At 41.9% G+C, this 17,822-nt stretch carries 15 protein-coding genes and 1 tRNA gene; 3 read left to right on the forward strand and 13 right to left on the reverse strand.

Annotated elements, in window-relative coordinates:
- Positions 1–30 precede the first annotated feature (30 nt).
- From B4Z47_RS24385 to B4Z47_RS24405, 5 genes are all read right to left on the reverse strand, one after another.
- Positions 31–735: a nucleotidyl transferase AbiEii/AbiGii toxin family protein gene (locus B4Z47_RS24385; RefSeq protein ID WP_070568948.1), complete on the reverse strand. Its 705-nt coding sequence runs from the start codon at positions 733–735 to the stop codon at positions 31–33.
- Positions 693–1,193: a DUF6922 domain-containing protein gene (locus B4Z47_RS24390; protein ID WP_217493565.1), complete on the reverse strand. Its 501-nt coding sequence runs from the start codon at positions 1,191–1,193 to the stop codon at positions 693–695. Before B4Z47_RS24390 ends, B4Z47_RS24385 begins: the two co-directional genes overlap by 43 nt.
- Before the next feature lie 143 nt (positions 1,194–1,336).
- The gene (locus B4Z47_RS24395) at positions 1,337–2,692 is read right to left on the reverse strand and encodes a site-specific integrase (RefSeq protein WP_286709526.1); all 1,356 of its coding nucleotides are present in this window, start codon (positions 2,690–2,692) and stop codon (positions 1,337–1,339) included.
- Positions 2,693–2,939: 247 nt separating this feature from the next.
- Positions 2,940–3,012: transfer RNA gene (locus tag B4Z47_RS24400), tRNA-Lys, on the reverse strand.
- Between the two features lie 133 nt (positions 3,013–3,145).
- Complete coding sequence (locus tag B4Z47_RS24405; protein ID WP_070568943.1) at positions 3,146–5,065, reverse strand: ABC-F family ATP-binding cassette domain-containing protein; 1,920 nt, start codon at positions 5,063–5,065, stop codon at positions 3,146–3,148.
- A 60-nt stretch (positions 5,066–5,125) separates the two neighbouring features.
- On the opposite strand from B4Z47_RS24405, the gene B4Z47_RS24410 reads away from it, so the two are divergent.
- Together B4Z47_RS24410 and B4Z47_RS24415 are read left to right on the forward strand one after the other, a co-directional pair.
- Positions 5,126–6,160, forward strand: a complete 1,035-nt coding sequence (locus B4Z47_RS24410; RefSeq protein ID WP_070569103.1) for a quinone-dependent dihydroorotate dehydrogenase — start codon at positions 5,126–5,128, stop codon at positions 6,158–6,160.
- 8 nt (positions 6,161–6,168) lie between these two features.
- A complete protein-coding gene (locus B4Z47_RS24415) occupies positions 6,169–6,948 on the forward strand; it encodes a TIGR02757 family protein (protein WP_172462523.1) in 780 nt (259 codons plus the stop codon).
- A gap of 102 nt (positions 6,949–7,050) precedes the next feature.
- On the opposite strand, the gene gap is transcribed toward B4Z47_RS24415, so the two are convergent.
- The 6 genes from gap to B4Z47_RS24445 all read right to left on the reverse strand — a co-directional run bounded on the left by gap (position 7,051) and on the right by B4Z47_RS24445 (position 14,857).
- Positions 7,051–8,058 (reverse strand): type I glyceraldehyde-3-phosphate dehydrogenase, encoded by a 1,008-nt coding sequence (gap, locus tag B4Z47_RS24420; RefSeq protein WP_201639176.1) that lies wholly within the window; start codon positions 8,056–8,058, stop codon positions 7,051–7,053.
- 6 nt (positions 8,059–8,064) lie between these two features.
- On the reverse strand, positions 8,065–8,682 hold the full coding sequence (locus tag B4Z47_RS24425; protein WP_070568934.1) for a TlpA family protein disulfide reductase: 618 nt from the start codon (positions 8,680–8,682) through the stop codon (positions 8,065–8,067).
- A 221-nt stretch (positions 8,683–8,903) separates the two neighbouring features.
- Positions 8,904–9,998, reverse strand: a complete 1,095-nt coding sequence (locus B4Z47_RS24430; RefSeq protein ID WP_070568932.1) for an AI-2E family transporter — start codon at positions 9,996–9,998, stop codon at positions 8,904–8,906.
- Positions 9,999–10,332: 334 nt separating this feature from the next.
- A complete protein-coding gene (locus B4Z47_RS24435) occupies positions 10,333–10,530 on the reverse strand; it encodes a hypothetical protein (RefSeq protein WP_139145072.1) in 198 nt (65 codons plus the stop codon).
- A 79-nt stretch (positions 10,531–10,609) separates the two neighbouring features.
- Complete coding sequence (locus B4Z47_RS24440; protein WP_070568927.1) at positions 10,610–13,648, reverse strand: AAA family ATPase; 3,039 nt, start codon at positions 13,646–13,648, stop codon at positions 10,610–10,612.
- 3 nt (positions 13,649–13,651) lie between these two features.
- Positions 13,652–14,857 (reverse strand): metallophosphoesterase family protein, encoded by a 1,206-nt coding sequence (locus B4Z47_RS24445; protein ID WP_070568924.1) that lies wholly within the window; start codon positions 14,855–14,857, stop codon positions 13,652–13,654.
- A gap of 246 nt (positions 14,858–15,103) precedes the next feature.
- Here B4Z47_RS24445 and B4Z47_RS24450 point away from each other — a divergent pair, with 246 nt between their 5' ends.
- Complete coding sequence (locus tag B4Z47_RS24450; RefSeq protein WP_053003619.1) at positions 15,104–15,802, forward strand: prolyl oligopeptidase family serine peptidase; 699 nt, start codon at positions 15,104–15,106, stop codon at positions 15,800–15,802.
- Between the two features lie 88 nt (positions 15,803–15,890).
- Here the strand turns inward: B4Z47_RS24450 and B4Z47_RS24455 are convergent, their stop codons facing one another.
- Both B4Z47_RS24455 and B4Z47_RS24460 read right to left on the reverse strand, forming a co-directional pair.
- On the reverse strand, positions 15,891–16,652 hold the full coding sequence (locus B4Z47_RS24455; protein ID WP_236586050.1) for a murein L,D-transpeptidase catalytic domain family protein: 762 nt from the start codon (positions 16,650–16,652) through the stop codon (positions 15,891–15,893).
- 82 nt (positions 16,653–16,734) lie between these two features.
- Entirely contained in the window at positions 16,735–17,754 is a 1,020-nt protein-coding gene (locus tag B4Z47_RS24460; protein WP_070568921.1) for a L,D-transpeptidase, read from the reverse strand.
- Positions 17,755–17,822 lie beyond the last annotated feature (68 nt).

Consider the following 17,822-nt stretch of genomic DNA (forward strand, 5'->3'; position numbering starts at 1 on the left):
TGAAAAGCTGTTCCCCCATATTGATGAATCCTAACGTCGCATTTTTCTGCCATTATTCTCCTGGGAACTTTTTTTTGTTTCCTGCAATTCTTTGTATAGTTTACAGCTATCCTGTAATGCCCTGTATTCTTTGACTGCCTTCATAATTCCGGTCTTTACGTCATTCCATTTTATCTTGCGGTCCGTCATGAGCACGGGTACATTGAAATCGATATCGTTGTGGTAAAGGAGTGCTGATATTGCAGTATCTGGTGTTACGTTCGGATATTTGTTGCAGTAGTACTTCATTATATGGTCCAGGGACATCTCTTTCAATAGAAAATGGATGTCGATAAAATCCTTTATCCGCTGTCCGCTGTTCACGATGGCGTTGAGCTTCATGGCTGAAATATCTGCGTTGGACATGATCCTGATCCCTTCAATGATTTCGATGGGTTCTATGACCGGATACTTGTGGGAAATAAAATCAAAATCAACATCACCGATACTGCCGCTTATATAATTGCGCTGTTGCCTTCTTACTTCGGCATTATAGTCCTGTTTTAGGTGGAGGTCAAGGCCGTCGCTGTCAAAGTCGGAAGAGTTGAACAGGTCGATGTCTATAGACTGGCGGTGGCCTATACGTAGGGATAGTGCCGTACCGCCGACAAGGTAAAAGGATTGCAGCTGATTGTCCTGCATCAGTTTTTGGATCAGTGCCAGTGTCCCTGGCCGGACTGTTTCTTTGTGTAGCATTTGAGCATTTCTTTGCTCAACTGAAAATATTTGCAGACGGCTTCCATGGTCATGTCGGAAAGATAGGTAATGTTTTTTTTCAGGGCTTCGATCACATTTTCCCTACCATAGAACCTTATCATTTCCTCCCATTCCGATGGACTTCCTTTATCGAGCACCCGTTCAATAATGGTTCTGTAGCTCCTGTGCCAGTCCAGCCGGTCGAAGTCGAAATCCCAGAAAAGAACTTTCGGGAGGTCAGGTCTGCTAACCTTATGGATCAGGGGAAGGCGTTCGATCTTGATCTCGTCGTTTTCGAACGGGATCTTCTTTTTGGAAAGATAGTTGTTCAGGGTGTGGTAATTATAGCTGGGATAGCTTTCACAGAATCCTTTCAGGCTCGAAAAAATATCGAGCTGTGTCCCGCCAAAGCGTTTCCAGTGTACCGCAATCACCCTTTTTCTGATATCTTTTGCCATCCTACAAATTTAACCAAATTGGAAGAGTTAGCCTAATATTATCAAATATTTGTCAGTTGAAAGTGAATATTTGAGTGAATTGTTCCTATTTGCTGATGCTTGAAAAGGTGGCCGGAATCCTGTTCCGGCCGGCCAAAGTGTCCCTATACGGCGATCTTTAGCTTTTCTCGCAGTGCCCTGATCACGGTCAGAATCTCCCGATCTGAAACCTCGGAATGAACGAGCTGTAGGATGGCCTGTAGGTTTCTGTCGGTCATTGCGTCCACGGCCGAGGCTGTCCCTGCAAACAGTACTTTGAGCGGGGCCATGTCGTGGGCGATCTTTTCGTCGAGCAGGTGGGCATATAGCTGGGTGGTGCGCAGGTTGGTATGGCCGAGCATCTTCGAGACGCTTTCTATCGGCACGCCATTGCTGAGCGTTACGGTGGTTGCGAATGTCCGTTTGGCGATCCTGTTGCCCAATGTCTTCTTCACGCCGGCCAGTTCTGCTACCTCGACAAGGTATTCGTTCATTTTCTGATTGCTCGATATGGGAAGGCAGAGATCTTTTTCTACACTTGCTGGGTGTTCTTTATACCTGTCGAGTATGGTCTCTGCAACGGGGAGCAGCGGAACCGGAACTCTGATGTCGGACTTTTGCCTATGGATATCGATCCAGCGGCCACCATCTACGCCGAGCACGATATCGGATGGCCTCAGGTTCTTTACATCCACGTAAGACAATCCGGTATAGCAACTGAACAGGAAAAAGTCCCTTACCTGTGCCAACCGGTCTGTAGCGAATGTTCTTGATGCTATGCGTTGTAGTTCGTCGGCAGTGAGGTAATCCCGTTTTACAGGTTTGGACTTGAACCGATAGCCTGCAAAGGGATCGCTGTCGATCCATTTGTTGTCCACGCAGATCCGGACGACCTTGCCGAAGTTCTTTAGGTATTTGACGGCGGTATTGTTGGCGTTTTTCTTTTCGTTGCGCAGGTAGAAATCAAAATCCGCTATGAATGCCCTGTCGATCTTCCGAACGTCAAGATCTTCCTTTTTATACCTATGTGCTATGAATCCGGTGACATGTCGCTCCAGTACCTCGAACCTCCCTAAAGTGCCTTTAGCATAATCCCGGCCGATAAGCGCCCCCATTCTTTGATTATGATCCCTGATTGCCTCCAAGACGGTGTGCGTTGATATGGCCTCGTCTTTGCCGAGATACCTATTCTTTACCCTTTCGGCGGTTATTTCAGCACCTTCGGCAATAAGTTGGGTATGGACAGCCGATACATCCGTTTTCAATCTTTCTAAATAGGCGTTGAGGGTTTTCGTTTCCTCTTTCGTGCCGATGGCCTTACCGGCCTTTGCGTTCCATCGCTCCGGCTCGATCCCCCTGCCCGAGGAAAATTCGACACGGATTCCATCGACAGTGATCCTCAGGTAGATGAAGCAGGGGTGGCCATTAACGTAGTTTTTGGGCTTTTTTAGAAAATAGAGCAAGCTACAATTAGTTTTCATAACGATAACATTAAGTGAACAAAATTAGCTTTGCAGTACGGTTTGTACAAGATGTTTAAATATTGAACTAGTTGTAGTACAATTAGTTATGTTAAATTAGGGGAGTCGGTTATTCTATGGAAGCTGACGCACCGAATGACGCACTTATTTTATGCGTTTAGCTGTACTTTTCAGTATGTCAGTAAAAACAAAAACCCCGCAGATCGTGTGATTTGCAGGGTTTTTGATGTTTTGTTATTGTTTTCTGTGATCCCGCTGGGATTCGAACCCAGGACCCATACATTAAAAGTGTATTGCTCTACCAGCTGAGCTACGGAATCTTACTTCTTTATTTTGAACTGTCGTTCCTTGTTTGAAGTGATGCAAAAGTAGGGCTTTAATCCTGTTCCTGCAAATAATTTTGGCTTAAAATCATGCTTTGAGGTTTAATAAGCTGATTTTAAGCCAAAAAAATTAACCATTTTCCAATTCCATGATTTCTTCCGCCAGCTGTTCCCAACTCTCCTGAAATTGCGTCAATAATGCCTTCGCTGAGTTGTAAGAGCGTGTAGTTTCCTGTAACTTAGTCGCATCCGAATACACTGCTTCGTCGGCAAGTTTTGATTCTAAATTTTTAACTAAAATTTCTTGCTCTTCAATTTTTTGTTCAAAAGACGTTAGCTCCTTATTTTTTTTACTCAACAAACGTGTTTTATCTTCCGTAAGTGGTTGCTTTTCTTTCTTTACTTTGGGTTCTTCCTTGATTTTTTTCTCCGTTTTTACGTCCGCCTTTACGACGCGTTTTGCAGCCCATTCTTCATACTCCTGATAGGTACCTGGGTATTCCTTGATCTGTTTGTCTTCAATGTACCAGATTTTGTTTGCTACATTGTCTAAGAAATAACGATCGTGGGAGACAACGATAAATGTACCTTCGTATTGCTGCAAGGCCTGGATCAGAATGTTGACAGACTGCATATCCAAGTGGTTGGTAGGCTCATCGAGCGCTAAGAAGTTCGCGTCCGCGGTTAATGCTTTTGCAAGGGCCACACGCGATTTCTCACCTCCGGAGAGTACTTTGATCTTTTTGAATGCATCATCACCAGTGAATAGAAAACATCCAAGGATCGAGCGCAATTCAGTCTCTGTATGCTTCGGTGCAAAAGTTTGTAACTCGGCAAGGATGGAATTTTCCAGGTGCAGCGCTTCCAGCTGGTGTTGCGCAAAAAATGTCTGCGAAACATTGTGTCCCTGTTCTGCTTTTCCTTCAAACTGGTGATCCGCATTGGCCACGATACGTAAGAGAGTAGATTTACCTTTACCATTGGCACCAATTAGGGCTATTTTATCACCCTTTTCTATAATGGCTGAAGTATTTTTTAGGATCTCCAGGTTAGGGTATGACTTGGAAATATTTTCCAATGTCACGACGTGGCGCCCCGAAGGTTTTGAAAATTTAAAGCTGAAGTTTACCGTAGGATTGTCATCGTCTACATCGTCAATTCTCTCCAAGCGATCTAATGCTTTGATGCGCGACTGCGCCATTTTGGCTTTAGAAGCCTTGGCGCGGAAACGCTCGATAAGGCGTTCTTCCTGTTTTATCTTGGCTTGCTGGTTTTTGAATTGATTGGCCTGCAATTCATTCCGTAGTTCCTTCTCTTCAAGATAAAAACTGTAGTTACCTGCATAAAGTGTTAATTTTCCTTTACGTGATTCTACGGTTTTCTTGATGATGCGGTCAAGAAAATATCGATCGTGGGAAACAATCACAATGGCGCCATCAAATGCTTGCAGATAGTTCTCCAGCCATTTGATGGAAGGTAAGTCCATGTGGTTGGTCGGTTCATCCAATAACAGAATATCTGGAGTTTGCAATAAGATACGGGCAAGCATAACCCGCATACGCCATCCTCCGGAGAAAGTGGCCAATGGTCTTTTCTGTTCTTCTTCGGAAAAACCTAAACCGGCAAGGATTTCATGGGCCTTAAATTCGATGTTATAACCATCTAAAGCCTCAAATTCTACTTGTTTATCACTTAGTTTATTCAGGATTTCATCTGAATAATCTGTTTCTAGTTTGTGGAGTAAGTCCTCGATTTCAGCATGTAATTGATTTTGGCGCTCAAAAGCTTCCATGGCAACATGCAAAATGCTTTTGTCAGAATGGTACGACAATAAGTCCTGGTTTAAATAACCAATCTTAAGGTCCTTCGCCATGGAAATCGTTCCTGATGTGGGCGTATATTGACCGACAATAAGGCGAAGTAAAGTCGATTTACCTGTACCATTGGCACCGATCAAGCCAACTTTATCTCCTGGTTTGATATGCCAGTTTGCTTCGTCATATAAAGCGCGAGATCCTATTTCAAATGTTAAATTATTTATTGATATCATTTCAACTGCAAAAGTACAAAAGTAATGAATATTTCTTCTTCTTTGAGTAACTTTGCGATTATGTATAAATTAGTCAAACCTATATTCTTTACAATGAATCCGGAGACGGCTCACCATAAAGTGACCGGTGGATTGAATGTTTTCTCAAAAATTTGGGGCGCCAAACAATTATTGAATGCTTTTTTTACCGTGGAAGATCCACGTTTGGAACGCGAAGTCTTTGGATTGAAGTTTAAAAATCCGGTGGGCCTTGCTGCTGGCTTTGATAAAAATGCGGAATATATTGCGGATATGACTAATTTGGGATTTGGTTTTATCGAAATTGGAACGGTAACTCCTAAGCCGCAACCGGGCAACGATAAACCCAGGATGTTCCGCCTTGTTCCCGATGAAGCGTTGATCAATAGAATGGGATTTAATAATCAGGGGGCAGATGTTGCCGCTACAAGATTGAAAAATCTAAAGGATCGAAAAGGATTGTTAATAGGGGGAAATATTGGTAAGAATAAGGTGACACCCAATGAAGAAGCTGTCAATGATTATATTTATTGCTTCAATGCATTGTTTGACTACGTGGATTATTTTGTTGTTAATGTGAGTTCTCCGAATACACCGGGCTTACGGGATTTACAGGAAAAGGAGCCTTTAAAACATATATTGAATACTTTACAAAGCCTCAATATCGCAAAATCGGCTCCGAAGCCCATCTTGCTTAAAATAGCGCCCGATTTGACGGATAGTCAATTGGATGATATTGTCGAGATCGTTTTGGAAACTCAAATTGCAGGTGTTATCGCAACGAATACGACGATTTCAAGAGAAGGCTTACAGAGCCAACAGGAGCTGATCAATGAAGCGGGTGGTGTAAGTGGACGTCCTTTGACCAAACGTTCAACGGAAGTGATTCGCTACTTAAGTGAAAAATCCAACAAGGCATTTCCGATCATCGGTGTAGGGGGGATTCATTCGGCGAAAGATGCCATTGAGAAGTTAGATGCTGGAGCCAGTCTCATTCAAGTTTATACCGGTTTTATCTACGAAGGCCCAGGCTTGATCGCAAAGATTTGTAAAGGTATTCTTCAAACTGGAAGATAAGGATTAGTATGGCCGTTGATTTTGATCTGAAAGATTTCTTGGATAAGAAAGTTGATGAATATAATCAACCTGGTTTTATTCCAAATGATCCCATATCGATTCCCCATCAATTTTCCCGGAAGCAGGATATTGAGATCATGGGATTTTTGGCTTCCATCATGGCTTGGGGACAAAGAAAGACGATTATCAATAAATGTAATGAACTGGTGGCTCGTATGGATGGTTCGCCATACGATTATATTGTAAATCACCAAGAACAGGATTTAAAGACCTTGCTGGGATTTAAGCACCGTACCTTCAATGATACCGACATTCTTTATTTTGTTTCTTTTTTTAAGCATCACTATGCGCATTTCGAATCTTTGGAGGATGCTTTTCTCGTAGGACAGGAGAACAGGGAAGAGGTCGACCTAGAAATGGCATTGAATGCCTTTAAAACCTATTTCTTTTCCTTACCTGATTATCCTGTTCGCACGCGGAAGCACATTAGTAGTCCAGCACAGAAGTCAACCGTCAAGCGGATCAATATGTTTTTACGCTGGATGGTCAGAAAAGATACAAAAGGTGTAGATTTTGGTATTTGGCACCGCCTGTCCCCAAAAGATCTCATCTGTCCCTGTGATGTCCATGTCGAGCGTGTTGCCCGCAAATTTGGTCTAATTACGCTGGATAAAGTGAATTGGAAAACAGCCCAGGAATTAACAGCCAATCTGCGTTTACTGGATCCGCTGGATCCGGTCAAATATGATTTTGCGTTATTTGGATTAGGCGTTGAAGGGGAAATGTAAAATTAATGCATGAAGAAAAAAAAGCCTCCTTGCCAATTATAATTGGCAAGGACGCTTTTTTTATGCCACCACCTATCCTAAGATGATGATGAGGTAGCAAACTTATGCGAGCCTATCGATCTTGATCAGAAGGTCAACCAAACGATTGGAATAACCAAATTCATTGTCATACCAGCCCACAACTTTGACCAGACCGCCCACCACCGAGGTTAACTGCGCATCAAATACACATGAATAGGGGTTATTGATGATATCTACCGAAACGATAGGGTCTTCTGTATAAAATAATACGTTTTTTAATTCGTCTTCTGCAGCAGCTTTGAATGCTTTATTGATTTCCTCTACAGTGGTTTCTTTCTCGAGCGTACAGGTAAAGTCCGTCAATGAACCGTTGAGTACGGGGACACGTATCCCGGCTCCGCCAAGCTTATTCTGCAGATGCGGAAAAACATTGGTAATCGCTTTAGCGGCACCAGTAGTTGTTGGAATGATCGCCGACGATGCTGCCCGCGCTCTCCTTAAATCTTTATGTGGTGCGTCGTGAAGATTCTGGTCTCCCGTCATGGAATGAACCGTGGTAATATAGCCATCTCTGATGCCCCAATTTTCATCCAATATTTTAACGAGGGGAGCAACATTGTTTGTTGTACAGGAGGCATTGGATAAAATCGAAGCAGATAGATCAATGACACTGTCATTAATGCCCAATACCACTGTTGAAATGTCTTTATCTTGTGCCGGGGCGGAGATAATCACTTTTTTTGCACCAGCTTCCAGGTGGAGAGCCGCTTTGTCACGACTGGTGAAATACCCTGTAGATTCGATGACAATATCAATTTGAAGCTCCTGCCAAGACAGTGCTGCAGGATCTTTTTCATTGGTAACCAAGATGGAAAGACCATTGACAATAATATGTTTTTCATCGTGTGTCACGGTGCCAGGAAAAGGACCATGTACAGAATCGTATTTAAATAGGTGGGCTAAGGTCTTCGTATCTGTCAGGTCATTGATGGCAATGACCTGCAGTTCATCGAAAGCCTCCCGTAAAAAGATATTACGTAGTGTATTCCGACCGATGCGTCCGAATCCATTGATTGCTATGTTTAGCATTTCAGATTATTTATGAAATTGGCTTATTGCTTCGTTAATATTTTTTTCACCTTCCCAATGTGCTTTTAGTTTTCCGTCCGCACCATAGACGTAATTTGCGGGAAATTGTGAAGGTACGTGGATGGTCTGTATAAACGTTTGGTCTTTATCAATCAATACCTCTACGTTGGATGCTTTGGATAGTTTAGGTGCAAAGGTGTCAAAAAAACCTAGTACTAAGGCCGGATCATTCATGGAAATATAATAAATATTGACGTCTTTTATACGATCAATATTCTTTTCAAGCTCCGTAGCTTCATGTTGGCAATGACTACACCCGGGATCAAATAGAATAAAAACGGTATTCTTGTCTTTAGCAACGTTTTCCTGCGTAACACGGATGCCCGAACGAAGCTGATAAAATGTGAAATTAGGAAGAATGGCTGCAGGGTCGGAAGATTGCTTTGGCGCAGCTTGACTAGGATCGTGGTCTGCATGATCATGACCTGCATGATCATGGCTGTCAGCACTGGCTTCCTGCGTAGTATTTGCAGTTTGATCTGTTTTCGGTTTGTTGTTGTTGCATGAGGAAAGAATGCCGGCGGCCAATAACGCTGTCACTCCTAAGATTATCTTTTTATTCATAGAATACGTTTGCTTTTAAATCAGTTTTCGTGATTTTATCGTTTTAATGTTTATGCTTAATACATCGTCAATTTTTACGTAGAAAGTATTGAAGAATGTATTATACTAATGATCAAAACTATGAAAAAAAAGGGATTCTTAATCGTAGAAATTCATTTATGACAGTATACTGGATATTAATGCATGTTGTGATCAAAACAATTTAACCTGTTGCAGTTCCTTTATTCTATGATGTCAGGACCGTCATGCGTAGACTTTGAGTCTGTCAATGAGGTAGATTGAATAATTTCTGGCGTACTTCTTCCAAATTCAATGCTATACACTTTCAATAATACACCCACACAAGATAGGATTAGTGGACCGAAGATCAATCCCAGCATACCAAATAGGTTTAATCCCAGCAAAACACCGAATACCGTTATTAAGGGATGAACGTCACCCAACTTTTTCAATATGGTAAATCGAAGTACATTATCAATACTACCAATAATAATGATACCATATAAGGCAAGACCTATTGCATTTCCGGACTGTCCATTCGCCAGTAGAAAAAGCGCTGCCGGTAGATACACCACCATGGTTCCCAAAATTGGGATTATAGTGGAAACTGCGGTAAGAATTCCCAGAAAGATCGGGCTCTCTAAGCCAAAGAACCAATAACCAAGCCCCGCTACAATACCTTGGCATATAGCCAAAATCGGGATGCCGATTGCATTGGATTTTACCATCATATCAAACTCTTTCCACAACTCGGCTTTACTGGTTTGGGTGAAAGGGATCGCTTGATAAATGGTTTGTTCTAGTTTTTTGCTGCTAACCAACATAAAATACAACACAAATAGCGCTACCAGTATATTGACACCAACTTCCGCAACGGAATTCAGAATATTGGGTATAAATTTAGCTGCTTTTTGAAGCGTTCCCATTAAGGCGGTATCAGAAAGATCGATATTGCTTAAATAGGGGCTATCTTTAAAGTACGTTTTGATCGAGTCAAACTTGTGCATCAGATCGTCTTTGTTGCTAATGACTTCTGTTACCTGAGGTACCATGTAGTTGATTAACAGATAGAGTGGCCCTACCAAGAATATGATAGTCAATAATATCAATAAAATACTGGCGAAAGATTTATTCCATTTTTTTTCTTCAGTCAACTTAAAATTGATTTTTCTAAAAAGAATATATAAGGTAACTGCTCCCAGAAAACCGGGGAGGTAGTAGAATAAGCTTGTAAAGATCAATATACATATCGCCAATATGATGACGATTAGCATGATTTGATTGATGGAATTATTGTTGATTTGTTTGTACTTCATATAGCTGACAAATATACTGTCTATCGATTGTTATTTATCGTATGACAATATTTTTTTGGAAAAAGTTTTGTCTGGTTAAAATAAACTTTCTTTTTATAATTTCAATGTTTTATTGTATTTCTTTTTTCTGCCCTAAAGCCAATTGTGAAGTTCTGGTTCCCAGTGATTAGCAATCATGTTGTTTTGCTAAATTTTGATAGCTTTATACGCTATGCTGTACCTAGACTTTCCTTAACCTAGGCACTAATCGTGCGTAGTAAACATAGTCTGTTTACGTTTACATGGAGGGCCAACATCATTCACGTTAGTATGGAAGATGGAAATCTGCTTAATTTTAGTTTTGATTCTGCGGCATTAAAACCTCCCTTAAGATCGTTAGTATATCGTATTGTTTGACAAAAAGCATGGATTGTACCGTCCTTGTTTGACTGGTTTCTTTAGCTGAAAAGGCCGTGCTGCTTACTGTTTTGGTCGCCTTATGAAAAAAAGGATGAGACCCTTTTCCTTTTTTATTGTTTGAAAATAAGCCCATAATCTTTTGTTTTTGTTGGTTATAGCGATCAGGCTCGTTCAGCGGAACCGCTATAACTAATATACAAAATAAAACGGAATTAATTGATAAAAATTTGACTGCCACGCTCTTCATCCTTTTCTATTGAAAGGGATACTGGAATACGTTCTTTGAGCTCTTCAACATGTGAAATAATACCGACGATGCGGTTTTCCTTGTGTAAATCTAATAGGGTTTCGAAAACAATATTAACAGAAGTGATATCTTGTGTTCCAAAGCCTTCATCGATAAAAAAGAAGTTTCTGGCCGCACGCGAATTAGACTGTACACTTTCTGCTAAGGCCAAAGCCAGACTTAGGGATACCTGAAATGCCTGTCCACCGGATAGTGTTTTTACACTGCGACTTTTTCCCTCATTCAAATAATCGATAATTTCAAATTCATTGTTGTCATTCAGCTGCAGGCTAAGTTGATTGCGGGTCATGCGATGGAAACGAATGTTCGCATGATCACACAGCTGCCGTAAATAAATCGAAGAAACATATTGCACAAAGCCCGCACCTTTAAATAGATTAAAAAGTTGTTTCAAATTATCGTGGCGTAAACTTAGTTTGATCTGTTGTTGCTGGAGATTTTCCTTTTTAGCATAGGCGATTCTTAGCTGATCGCGCTCTTGTTGAAGTCGGGCAACATTTTCTGTGCTTGCTTTCAATTCTTGGGCGCTCTCATCCAGGATTTTTTCCTGCGCGAGAAATTGGTTTTCGTCATATACCTGGTCGACGAGTTTCTTTTCCAACTGACTGATCTGTGCCTTCACCGTTTCAAATTGAATCTGAAATTGCTCCAGCTCTTGTCGGATCTGTATGACAGACAAATTCTCCGCGAGTATTTGCCGAATCTCTTCCAACGTTTCAAAGGGTGACGCCTCAAGTAGCTGTTGGAGCGTGACATCGGCCTCTTGACTTTCACGTTCGATATGTCCGAGCTGTTCAACAATGGTCTGTACCAAGCTGTTTTGGGCTGCAAATTGACTGTTTAACTCATTTAATCGTTCGTTTAAAGCAATGTAGTCGCGCTCAATCTCAAGATTCGATCTTTTCAGTGCAGTATATTCCTGTTCGACTGCTTTGGACTCCCGCATTTTATAGTCGGACCAGCGCAGCGTTTTTAGATTCCCCATATTTTGATTAATCTGGGCCTGTTTGCTTGCTTCATCACGTTCAAATTGATGCAGTGCTTTATTGTATTTCTCCAGCTTTTCCTCAACGGAGGCGAGTGTAGCTTGATGTTCGCCAAGTTGTTGCTCCACTTTTGCTAGTTGCGTTTCGATCCGGGCAAGCTCCTGCTTATTTGATGTGTAGCTGGATTCATCCGTAGGACTATAACCGGCCCATGTAAATTGTTGGGCATGCGCAATTTTGTTACGGGCATTCAGCTGTATTTTCGTATGTAGATCTTGTTGCTGATCATTTAGTGACTGCAAACGTAGCTGAAGTTTCTCGACCTGAAATTGCTGATCCTGTTGGTGCTTAAGGTTCTCATTTATCTCAGTAATCAATTTCTCATTAGCGGCAACCTGGTGAGAAATATCCTGTCCTTGATTGATGGCGGGATGTTCCAAAGCTCCACATAGTGGGCACGGGGAGCCTGCTTTAAGGTTTTCTGCATATTGGGTCAGCCTTTGCTGCAGGAGAAGATGAGATTTTTCATCTTGGAGTGCTTGAAGTTTTTGCTCGAGGGCATTGACGACAAGAGGATGATTGGATCGGAATTCTTCGAGATCAGGATGGAAGGCATGGAGTTCATTCTTCAGTATGGCTATGCTTTTTTCTAAATCAATGGCCTGTTTGTTCAGGTCGTCTTCCTGCTGCTGGATGCTCTGCTGCTTGGTATACCACTGACCCAGCTCCATGAGTTCTTGAGATGAGGGTTTTGCTCGCTTTAGGCTGACGATTTGAATTTCTGTCTCCTGAATTCTGGCTTTACAATGTCGTTGTTGATCTTTCGTTTCCTGCACAAAATTGTGTCCCTTCTGCGCCCGATCCTGTAAACTCTTGATTTCATTTGAAAACGTAATCAATTGGCTTATCAATTCCAGGTCCAATTCCTGAATACGACGCTGTGGTAGCAGCTCATATTGTGATTTCAACAGATTTAGACTTGAGGAATGCTCCTGGATCAGCTGTTGAATTTCGGCCTGTCTCTGCTTTTCGGTTTCTACTCTTTTCTGTGTAATTAGGCCTTCCGCCGCTAATTTTTCCTTGGTTTTAAGAATATGTAGAAAGTTGGTTTGCGCTTCCTCAAAGCGATTTAACTTTAACCGTAAAGTTTCTTTTTCATCTTTTTGTTCTAGCAATTGCTGAAAGAGTGCTTTCACTGTTCGGAGTTCTAAGAAATCCTCTTTGAGTTTTTTGAGGCTTAAGAACCTTTCATGATGCGCCTTGTACGACGACTCAAGGACGACAAAGGACTCGACTGCCAGTTGGAGATTTGTTTCGGTCGTTTCTATCAGTTCGGTTGTGACCTCATCAAATCCGATTAATTGACCGTTGAGGTGATCCAGTTCGGACTGATTTTTTTTATAGAGGTTGGAAACTTTATCCTGCAGGTCGAATCGATGCAGCTGAAAAATTTCTTTCATCATATCCGTGCGTTCCTTGGCTCCGAGTTCTATAAACTCTTTAAACTGTCCTTGAGGAATGATGATTGTCCGCTTGAAGTTCTCATAGCTTAATCCGATGATATGCTGCGTATTGCTGCTTTCTAGTGGAACCCATGCTTCATTGATTTTTTCGTAGAGTACAACCGTGGGCGATTTCACATCATCGAAATTTTTGGAATTGCGTTTAAATTCGCGGGTAATTCTAAATGTACGGTCTTCAAAGTTGACGAAATCAAGCTCAATATAAGATCGGTTAGACTTTAGATTCATCATGTTATAAGCGCGCTTATCCCGTGCATTCAGGCGTTCTGTTTCCCCAAATAAGGCGTAGGTAATTGCTTCCAATATCGATGATTTGCCGGAACCCACAGCACCGAAGATACCAAAAAGACCTGCTTGAGAAAGCGCAGTGAAATCGATCGTCTGACGTTCTTGATATGAGTATATCCCTTCTAGAGTTAACTTTAATGGAATCATGGATTATGAGTTTAGGATTTCGCGAAAAAGATCGAGGATGTCATCATTGGGTGCCTGGTTGCCGTTCTTGGATTTAAAATAATCGTTGAATAAAGTCGACATGTCTTGTGTAAGATTAATTTCTTTGGCTTCAAGCAGCTCTTGCTCATCCTGCTTAACGAGCGGAATGAGGTAGATTATTCCCGAATGGCTCTGATAGATTCGCTTGCGGTCCTCGGCTTTTAAGAAGGTCTCCGATTTCAGCGTGAGCTCCACCAATGCATTGGGGTTTTCAGACAACCAAGATATACACTGCTCAATATCGTCGAATGATTTTCGGACCAGCGGTTTGCCCTGAGTCAATGGAATGCGCTCGACAATTGCTTGTTCGCCGGCCGATACATTCACCAGCGCAACGTATTTAGTTTGCCCAGCCTCCGAAAAGCTATAACATAGGGGCGAAGATGCATAAATTACCGGTTTCTCAGCCGAACCGATATTTTTATAACCATGGATATGCCCTAATGCCGTGTATTGGACCTGCGTCGGGATGGCCTCTGAATAGATTAAGTCTGCATTACCAATTTTGACCGGTTTTTCGCCATCTGGCTCCTCTAAAAGTGGACTGCCCAATTTATTCATGTAAAGATGTGCCGTCAATATATTGACGCCTTTATCATCGCAATAGGTATTGGCTATTTTTTGCCAATTTGCCGCTAACACTTCATTCAATTTACTTTCTTTCTCTTCGCCTAGATACTGTTTTAAGCGTATTTCATTGGCATAGGCTGTGTGAAGAATACGAATCGGGTCGTCAAATTGCGGCAAGCTTAATTCGATGAAGCCTGTATCTGACTGTAACACGGTGAAACCCTCTGTTGCGAAAGGAGTGACCACAGCATGAGGATGCCCGATTAAGATGATCCCCGACGCTCTTGCCAAAGGATCGGGTGCATCAATCAAATGAGGTGAATCGTGATTGCCTGCGATTGCTATTACAGGGCGCATGCCATTCTTTGTAAGACGCTTGATGGTTCGGTAAAATAACTCAATGGCTTCCACACCTGGATTGAAGGCATCGAACAGATCTCCTGCGATGATCACCAGATCCACGTTTTCCCGATCTGCGATATGAACGATTTCGTCCATGACCAGTACTTGTTCATCTATCCGGGAAAAACTGTCCAATCTTTTTCCTAAATGCCAATCGGCGGTATGCAATATTTTCATGTGAGAGCTTGGATATTTTGCGACAATGTTACAAACTAAGATAATTTTGGCATGAAATGCAATTATAATTGGATGGAATCTTTCAAATGATCAATTTGTGCTAATAAGGAATGAGGCCTTTCTTTTCTTTGAATGGCTATGTTCCCGAAATCGAAGTGTTAAAACATGTTAAATGCATACCATAAAAGTCATTTAATTGTATTTTTAGTGCTCCAAAATTAAGCTAGATAGTCATAGACAAGAAGTATGCGAAAAATTTACCTGTATATCTGTTTTTTCTTTATGCTGTTGATGCGCGTAAATGCGCAGGAGATACACGCTATAAAAGGGGAGACTGCTTATCCCTTTCTATTGAAAGATGCTGCACCGGATTCATTGGAATCTGAAAAGCAGCCTGTGTTTGTGTTTTTGCACGGAAGAAGTTTGTCCGGGACAAATTTAGACCGTGTAAAGCGTTACGGTGTATTGTATGCCATCAATAAAGGGCAGGATGTACCTGGGATAATTGTTGCACCACAGTCCCGGGGAGGATGGGATCCAGACAAAGTGATCGAAATTGTTGACTATGTTATTGAACATTACAATGCCGACCCCGATCGTATTTACGTTTGCGGCATGAGTATGGGAGGCTATGGCACAATGGATGTGGCTGGCAAATATCCTGAAAGGGTGGCTGCTGCCGTTGCAATATGTGGTGGTGGATCGAGTCAGTATGCATCTAACCTGACGCAGGTGCCGATATGGCTTCATCATGGTACTGCTGATCGTGCTGTGCCAATTTCGGAATCCCGAAAAATTATGAATGCGATAAAAAGAGAGGATCCGGAAGCAAATGTGAGCTTAAATGTAATAAAAGGGGGCACACACGGAAGCGTGGAACGACTGTTTCATGACGATGCAATTTACAATTGGATGTTGAAATTTAAGAAAAAGCATAAATCTTAGCTTAACGTGAATGCGAAGGTGCTCTGTCGGACAGTGATTTACAACATAAAAAAGCCTGATGAAATATTTCTATCAGGCTTTTTTGTTGTTATCCTTCGTGATCAAAGGCGGACTGTCTTTTTTGAAATTGAGCCATTAATATATTAGGTTGATGGATCAAACGTGTTTTTGCGAGGTATTCGGAGTTGTCAGCGTAAATAAACAACAACGTTCCATCTTTGATTGTGTTAATGATTGGACCTGCAAACTCTCTTGGAACCGCGGGGCAGCCGTAGCTTTTGCCAAGTCTGCCTAAACTTGCTATTGTTCCTGTGCTACAGTAGTCGGCGCCATGCATCACAACATATCGTGCTTTTGCATTGTCATTTATCCCCTCTTCAAGACCATTTAAAACCAAAGAGTAGCCGTTCTCGCCATTGTAGGTGTTTTCTGTTGTAAAGAATCCTAAAGAACTTTTAAGTGATTCCTGTTGATTTGAAAAATTGACGGCATAGTTTTCACCGCTATTTTTTCCATGTGCGACCAGCGTGTTGAATAGTACTTTTTTGTGCGCAAGATCGAGTACCACAAGCCTCTTTTCCGTTGATGCCAATGAAAAATCGATGACGGTCATGATGTCCTTGTTGTGGATCGGAAGTTCTTTTCTGCCTTCCATTGCTTGACGAAACGCTTCGTATTTTAATACTTTGCCTAGATTCATTTCATCATACAATGAGTCAACTTCGGTATGTTGACGTTCGACATTGATACGATGAGTGCTGGTGGTTTGTTGATCTGTTGTTTTTAATTCTTCTTGTGAGGACAGTGCTGTATTAAGTGCCATCAAAAGAAACATAAACGTATTTCCCATTCTTCTCCCTTTTCTGTGTAGATGTTTACAAAATTAATGATTAAAGATAATACATGTTTGATTTACAGAATGTTAAATATTGTTAATCAATAACAATAACCAGCGAAGCGAGGTCTTTTGACCGTTTATAGACAAATTGGGCGTGAGATGACGCATTTCTGACGCACATATGGGACTTGGGTATTGTGCCCAGATTCTCACTATATTCAATGATGCTGCCGTTGGGATTGTTAACTGGAACCCCATGTATATAGGCCCCGGCGGTAAATCGGGTAGCATAGGGGGCGAATCCGGCATAAGTTTTGGTACCGTCTTCATAGTAAAACATCTTGGATTTGTGTTCCTGGACCACAAAGAGGCCTGTCGGTGTTTCCTGGGCATGGGGAGGTTTGTGCCGGCCACTCGTCACGGGGTTCATGCTTCGGACAAGCCATTCGCTACCGACCTTCTCCAAGGTGCAGATATTTTGGTTCTTCACATCGACAACATTGATAATGTTGAACTGTACGGTATCGCTAATGATGCGAAGATATCTTTTGGGTACGGTATATTTCCCTTCGAATGAAATACCCTCAATCGGAATCCGTGCGATGCTGTCGGGGCCTTGTACGCGAACGAGCCAGCCGTCGCGACCGTAACGAACGGCCTTCGCGCTGTTAAGATCGTAGAGGGGTGCCGCTTGATAGCGTTCGACATTGAAACTGTCGGACACGCGTTTATAAGAGTCCCGCTTATAATTCTGGATTGTTGGCGCTTCGCCCTTTTCATTTTGATAATTTTGTAGAACGCCGTACAGCGATGGAGACTGTTGAAAATTTTCGATAAAGGCCAGGCGTTCCTTGATTTTATCCCATTGAAAACCTCGCGTGGTATCTTTGTAGGGATAACTGTCCTCCAGGGTGTATTTGTTGTAAAGCAGCTCTTTTTTAAGAATAATATCATCAGCCGTAAATACTTTTTTCTTCTCAACCTGCTCTTTAGGAGGTGTAGGTTTTCGCTGTTCAGTTTGCTGATTGGTCTTTGTTGTGTTTTTCTTATCTTGCCGGCATCCCGGCAATAGAAACAACATGCTTAGTATGAAACAGGTTAATCTTCGATTCATATATGGATGTATAGATTGTCGTTTTATTCCTTAAACTTAGATAATTAGTCACTTGCGTCCTAAACGTT

This window comes from Sphingobacterium sp. UBA2610, from assembly GCF_002339225.1.
GTDB lineage: Bacteria > Bacteroidota > Bacteroidia > Sphingobacteriales > Sphingobacteriaceae > Sphingobacterium > Sphingobacterium multivorum.

Coding starts and splice junctions, on each gene's coding strand:
- B4Z47_RS24385 (WP_070568948.1), bottom strand. CDS start 735: ATGCTACACAAAGAAACAGTCCGGCCAGGGACACTGGCACTGATCCAA.
- B4Z47_RS24390 (WP_217493565.1), bottom strand. CDS start 1,193: ATGGCAAAAGATATCAGAAAAAGGGTGATTGCGGTACACTGGAAACGC.
- B4Z47_RS24395 (WP_286709526.1), bottom strand. CDS start 2,692: ATGAAAACTAATTGTAGCTTGCTCTATTTTCTAAAAAAGCCCAAAAAC.
- B4Z47_RS24405 (WP_070568943.1), bottom strand. CDS start 5,065: ATGATATCAATAAATAATTTAACATTTGAAATAGGATCTCGCGCTTTA.
- B4Z47_RS24410 (WP_070569103.1), top strand. CDS start 5,126: ATGTATAAATTAGTCAAACCTATATTCTTTACAATGAATCCGGAGACG.
- B4Z47_RS24415 (WP_172462523.1), top strand. CDS start 6,169: ATGGCCGTTGATTTTGATCTGAAAGATTTCTTGGATAAGAAAGTTGAT.
- gap (WP_201639176.1), bottom strand. CDS start 8,058: ATGCTAAACATAGCAATCAATGGATTCGGACGCATCGGTCGGAATACA.
- B4Z47_RS24425 (WP_070568934.1), bottom strand. CDS start 8,682: ATGAATAAAAAGATAATCTTAGGAGTGACAGCGTTATTGGCCGCCGGC.
- B4Z47_RS24430 (WP_070568932.1), bottom strand. CDS start 9,998: ATGAAGTACAAACAAATCAACAATAATTCCATCAATCAAATCATGCTA.
- B4Z47_RS24435 (WP_139145072.1), bottom strand. CDS start 10,530: ATGGGCTTATTTTCAAACAATAAAAAAGGAAAAGGGTCTCATCCTTTT.
- B4Z47_RS24440 (WP_070568927.1), bottom strand. CDS start 13,648: ATGATTCCATTAAAGTTAACTCTAGAAGGGATATACTCATATCAAGAA.
- B4Z47_RS24445 (WP_070568924.1), bottom strand. CDS start 14,857: ATGAAAATATTGCATACCGCCGATTGGCATTTAGGAAAAAGATTGGAC.
- B4Z47_RS24450 (WP_053003619.1), top strand. CDS start 15,104: ATGCGAAAAATTTACCTGTATATCTGTTTTTTCTTTATGCTGTTGATG.
- B4Z47_RS24455 (WP_236586050.1), bottom strand. CDS start 16,652: ATGGGAAATACGTTTATGTTTCTTTTGATGGCACTTAATACAGCACTG.
- B4Z47_RS24460 (WP_070568921.1), bottom strand. CDS start 17,754: ATGAATCGAAGATTAACCTGTTTCATACTAAGCATGTTGTTTCTATTG.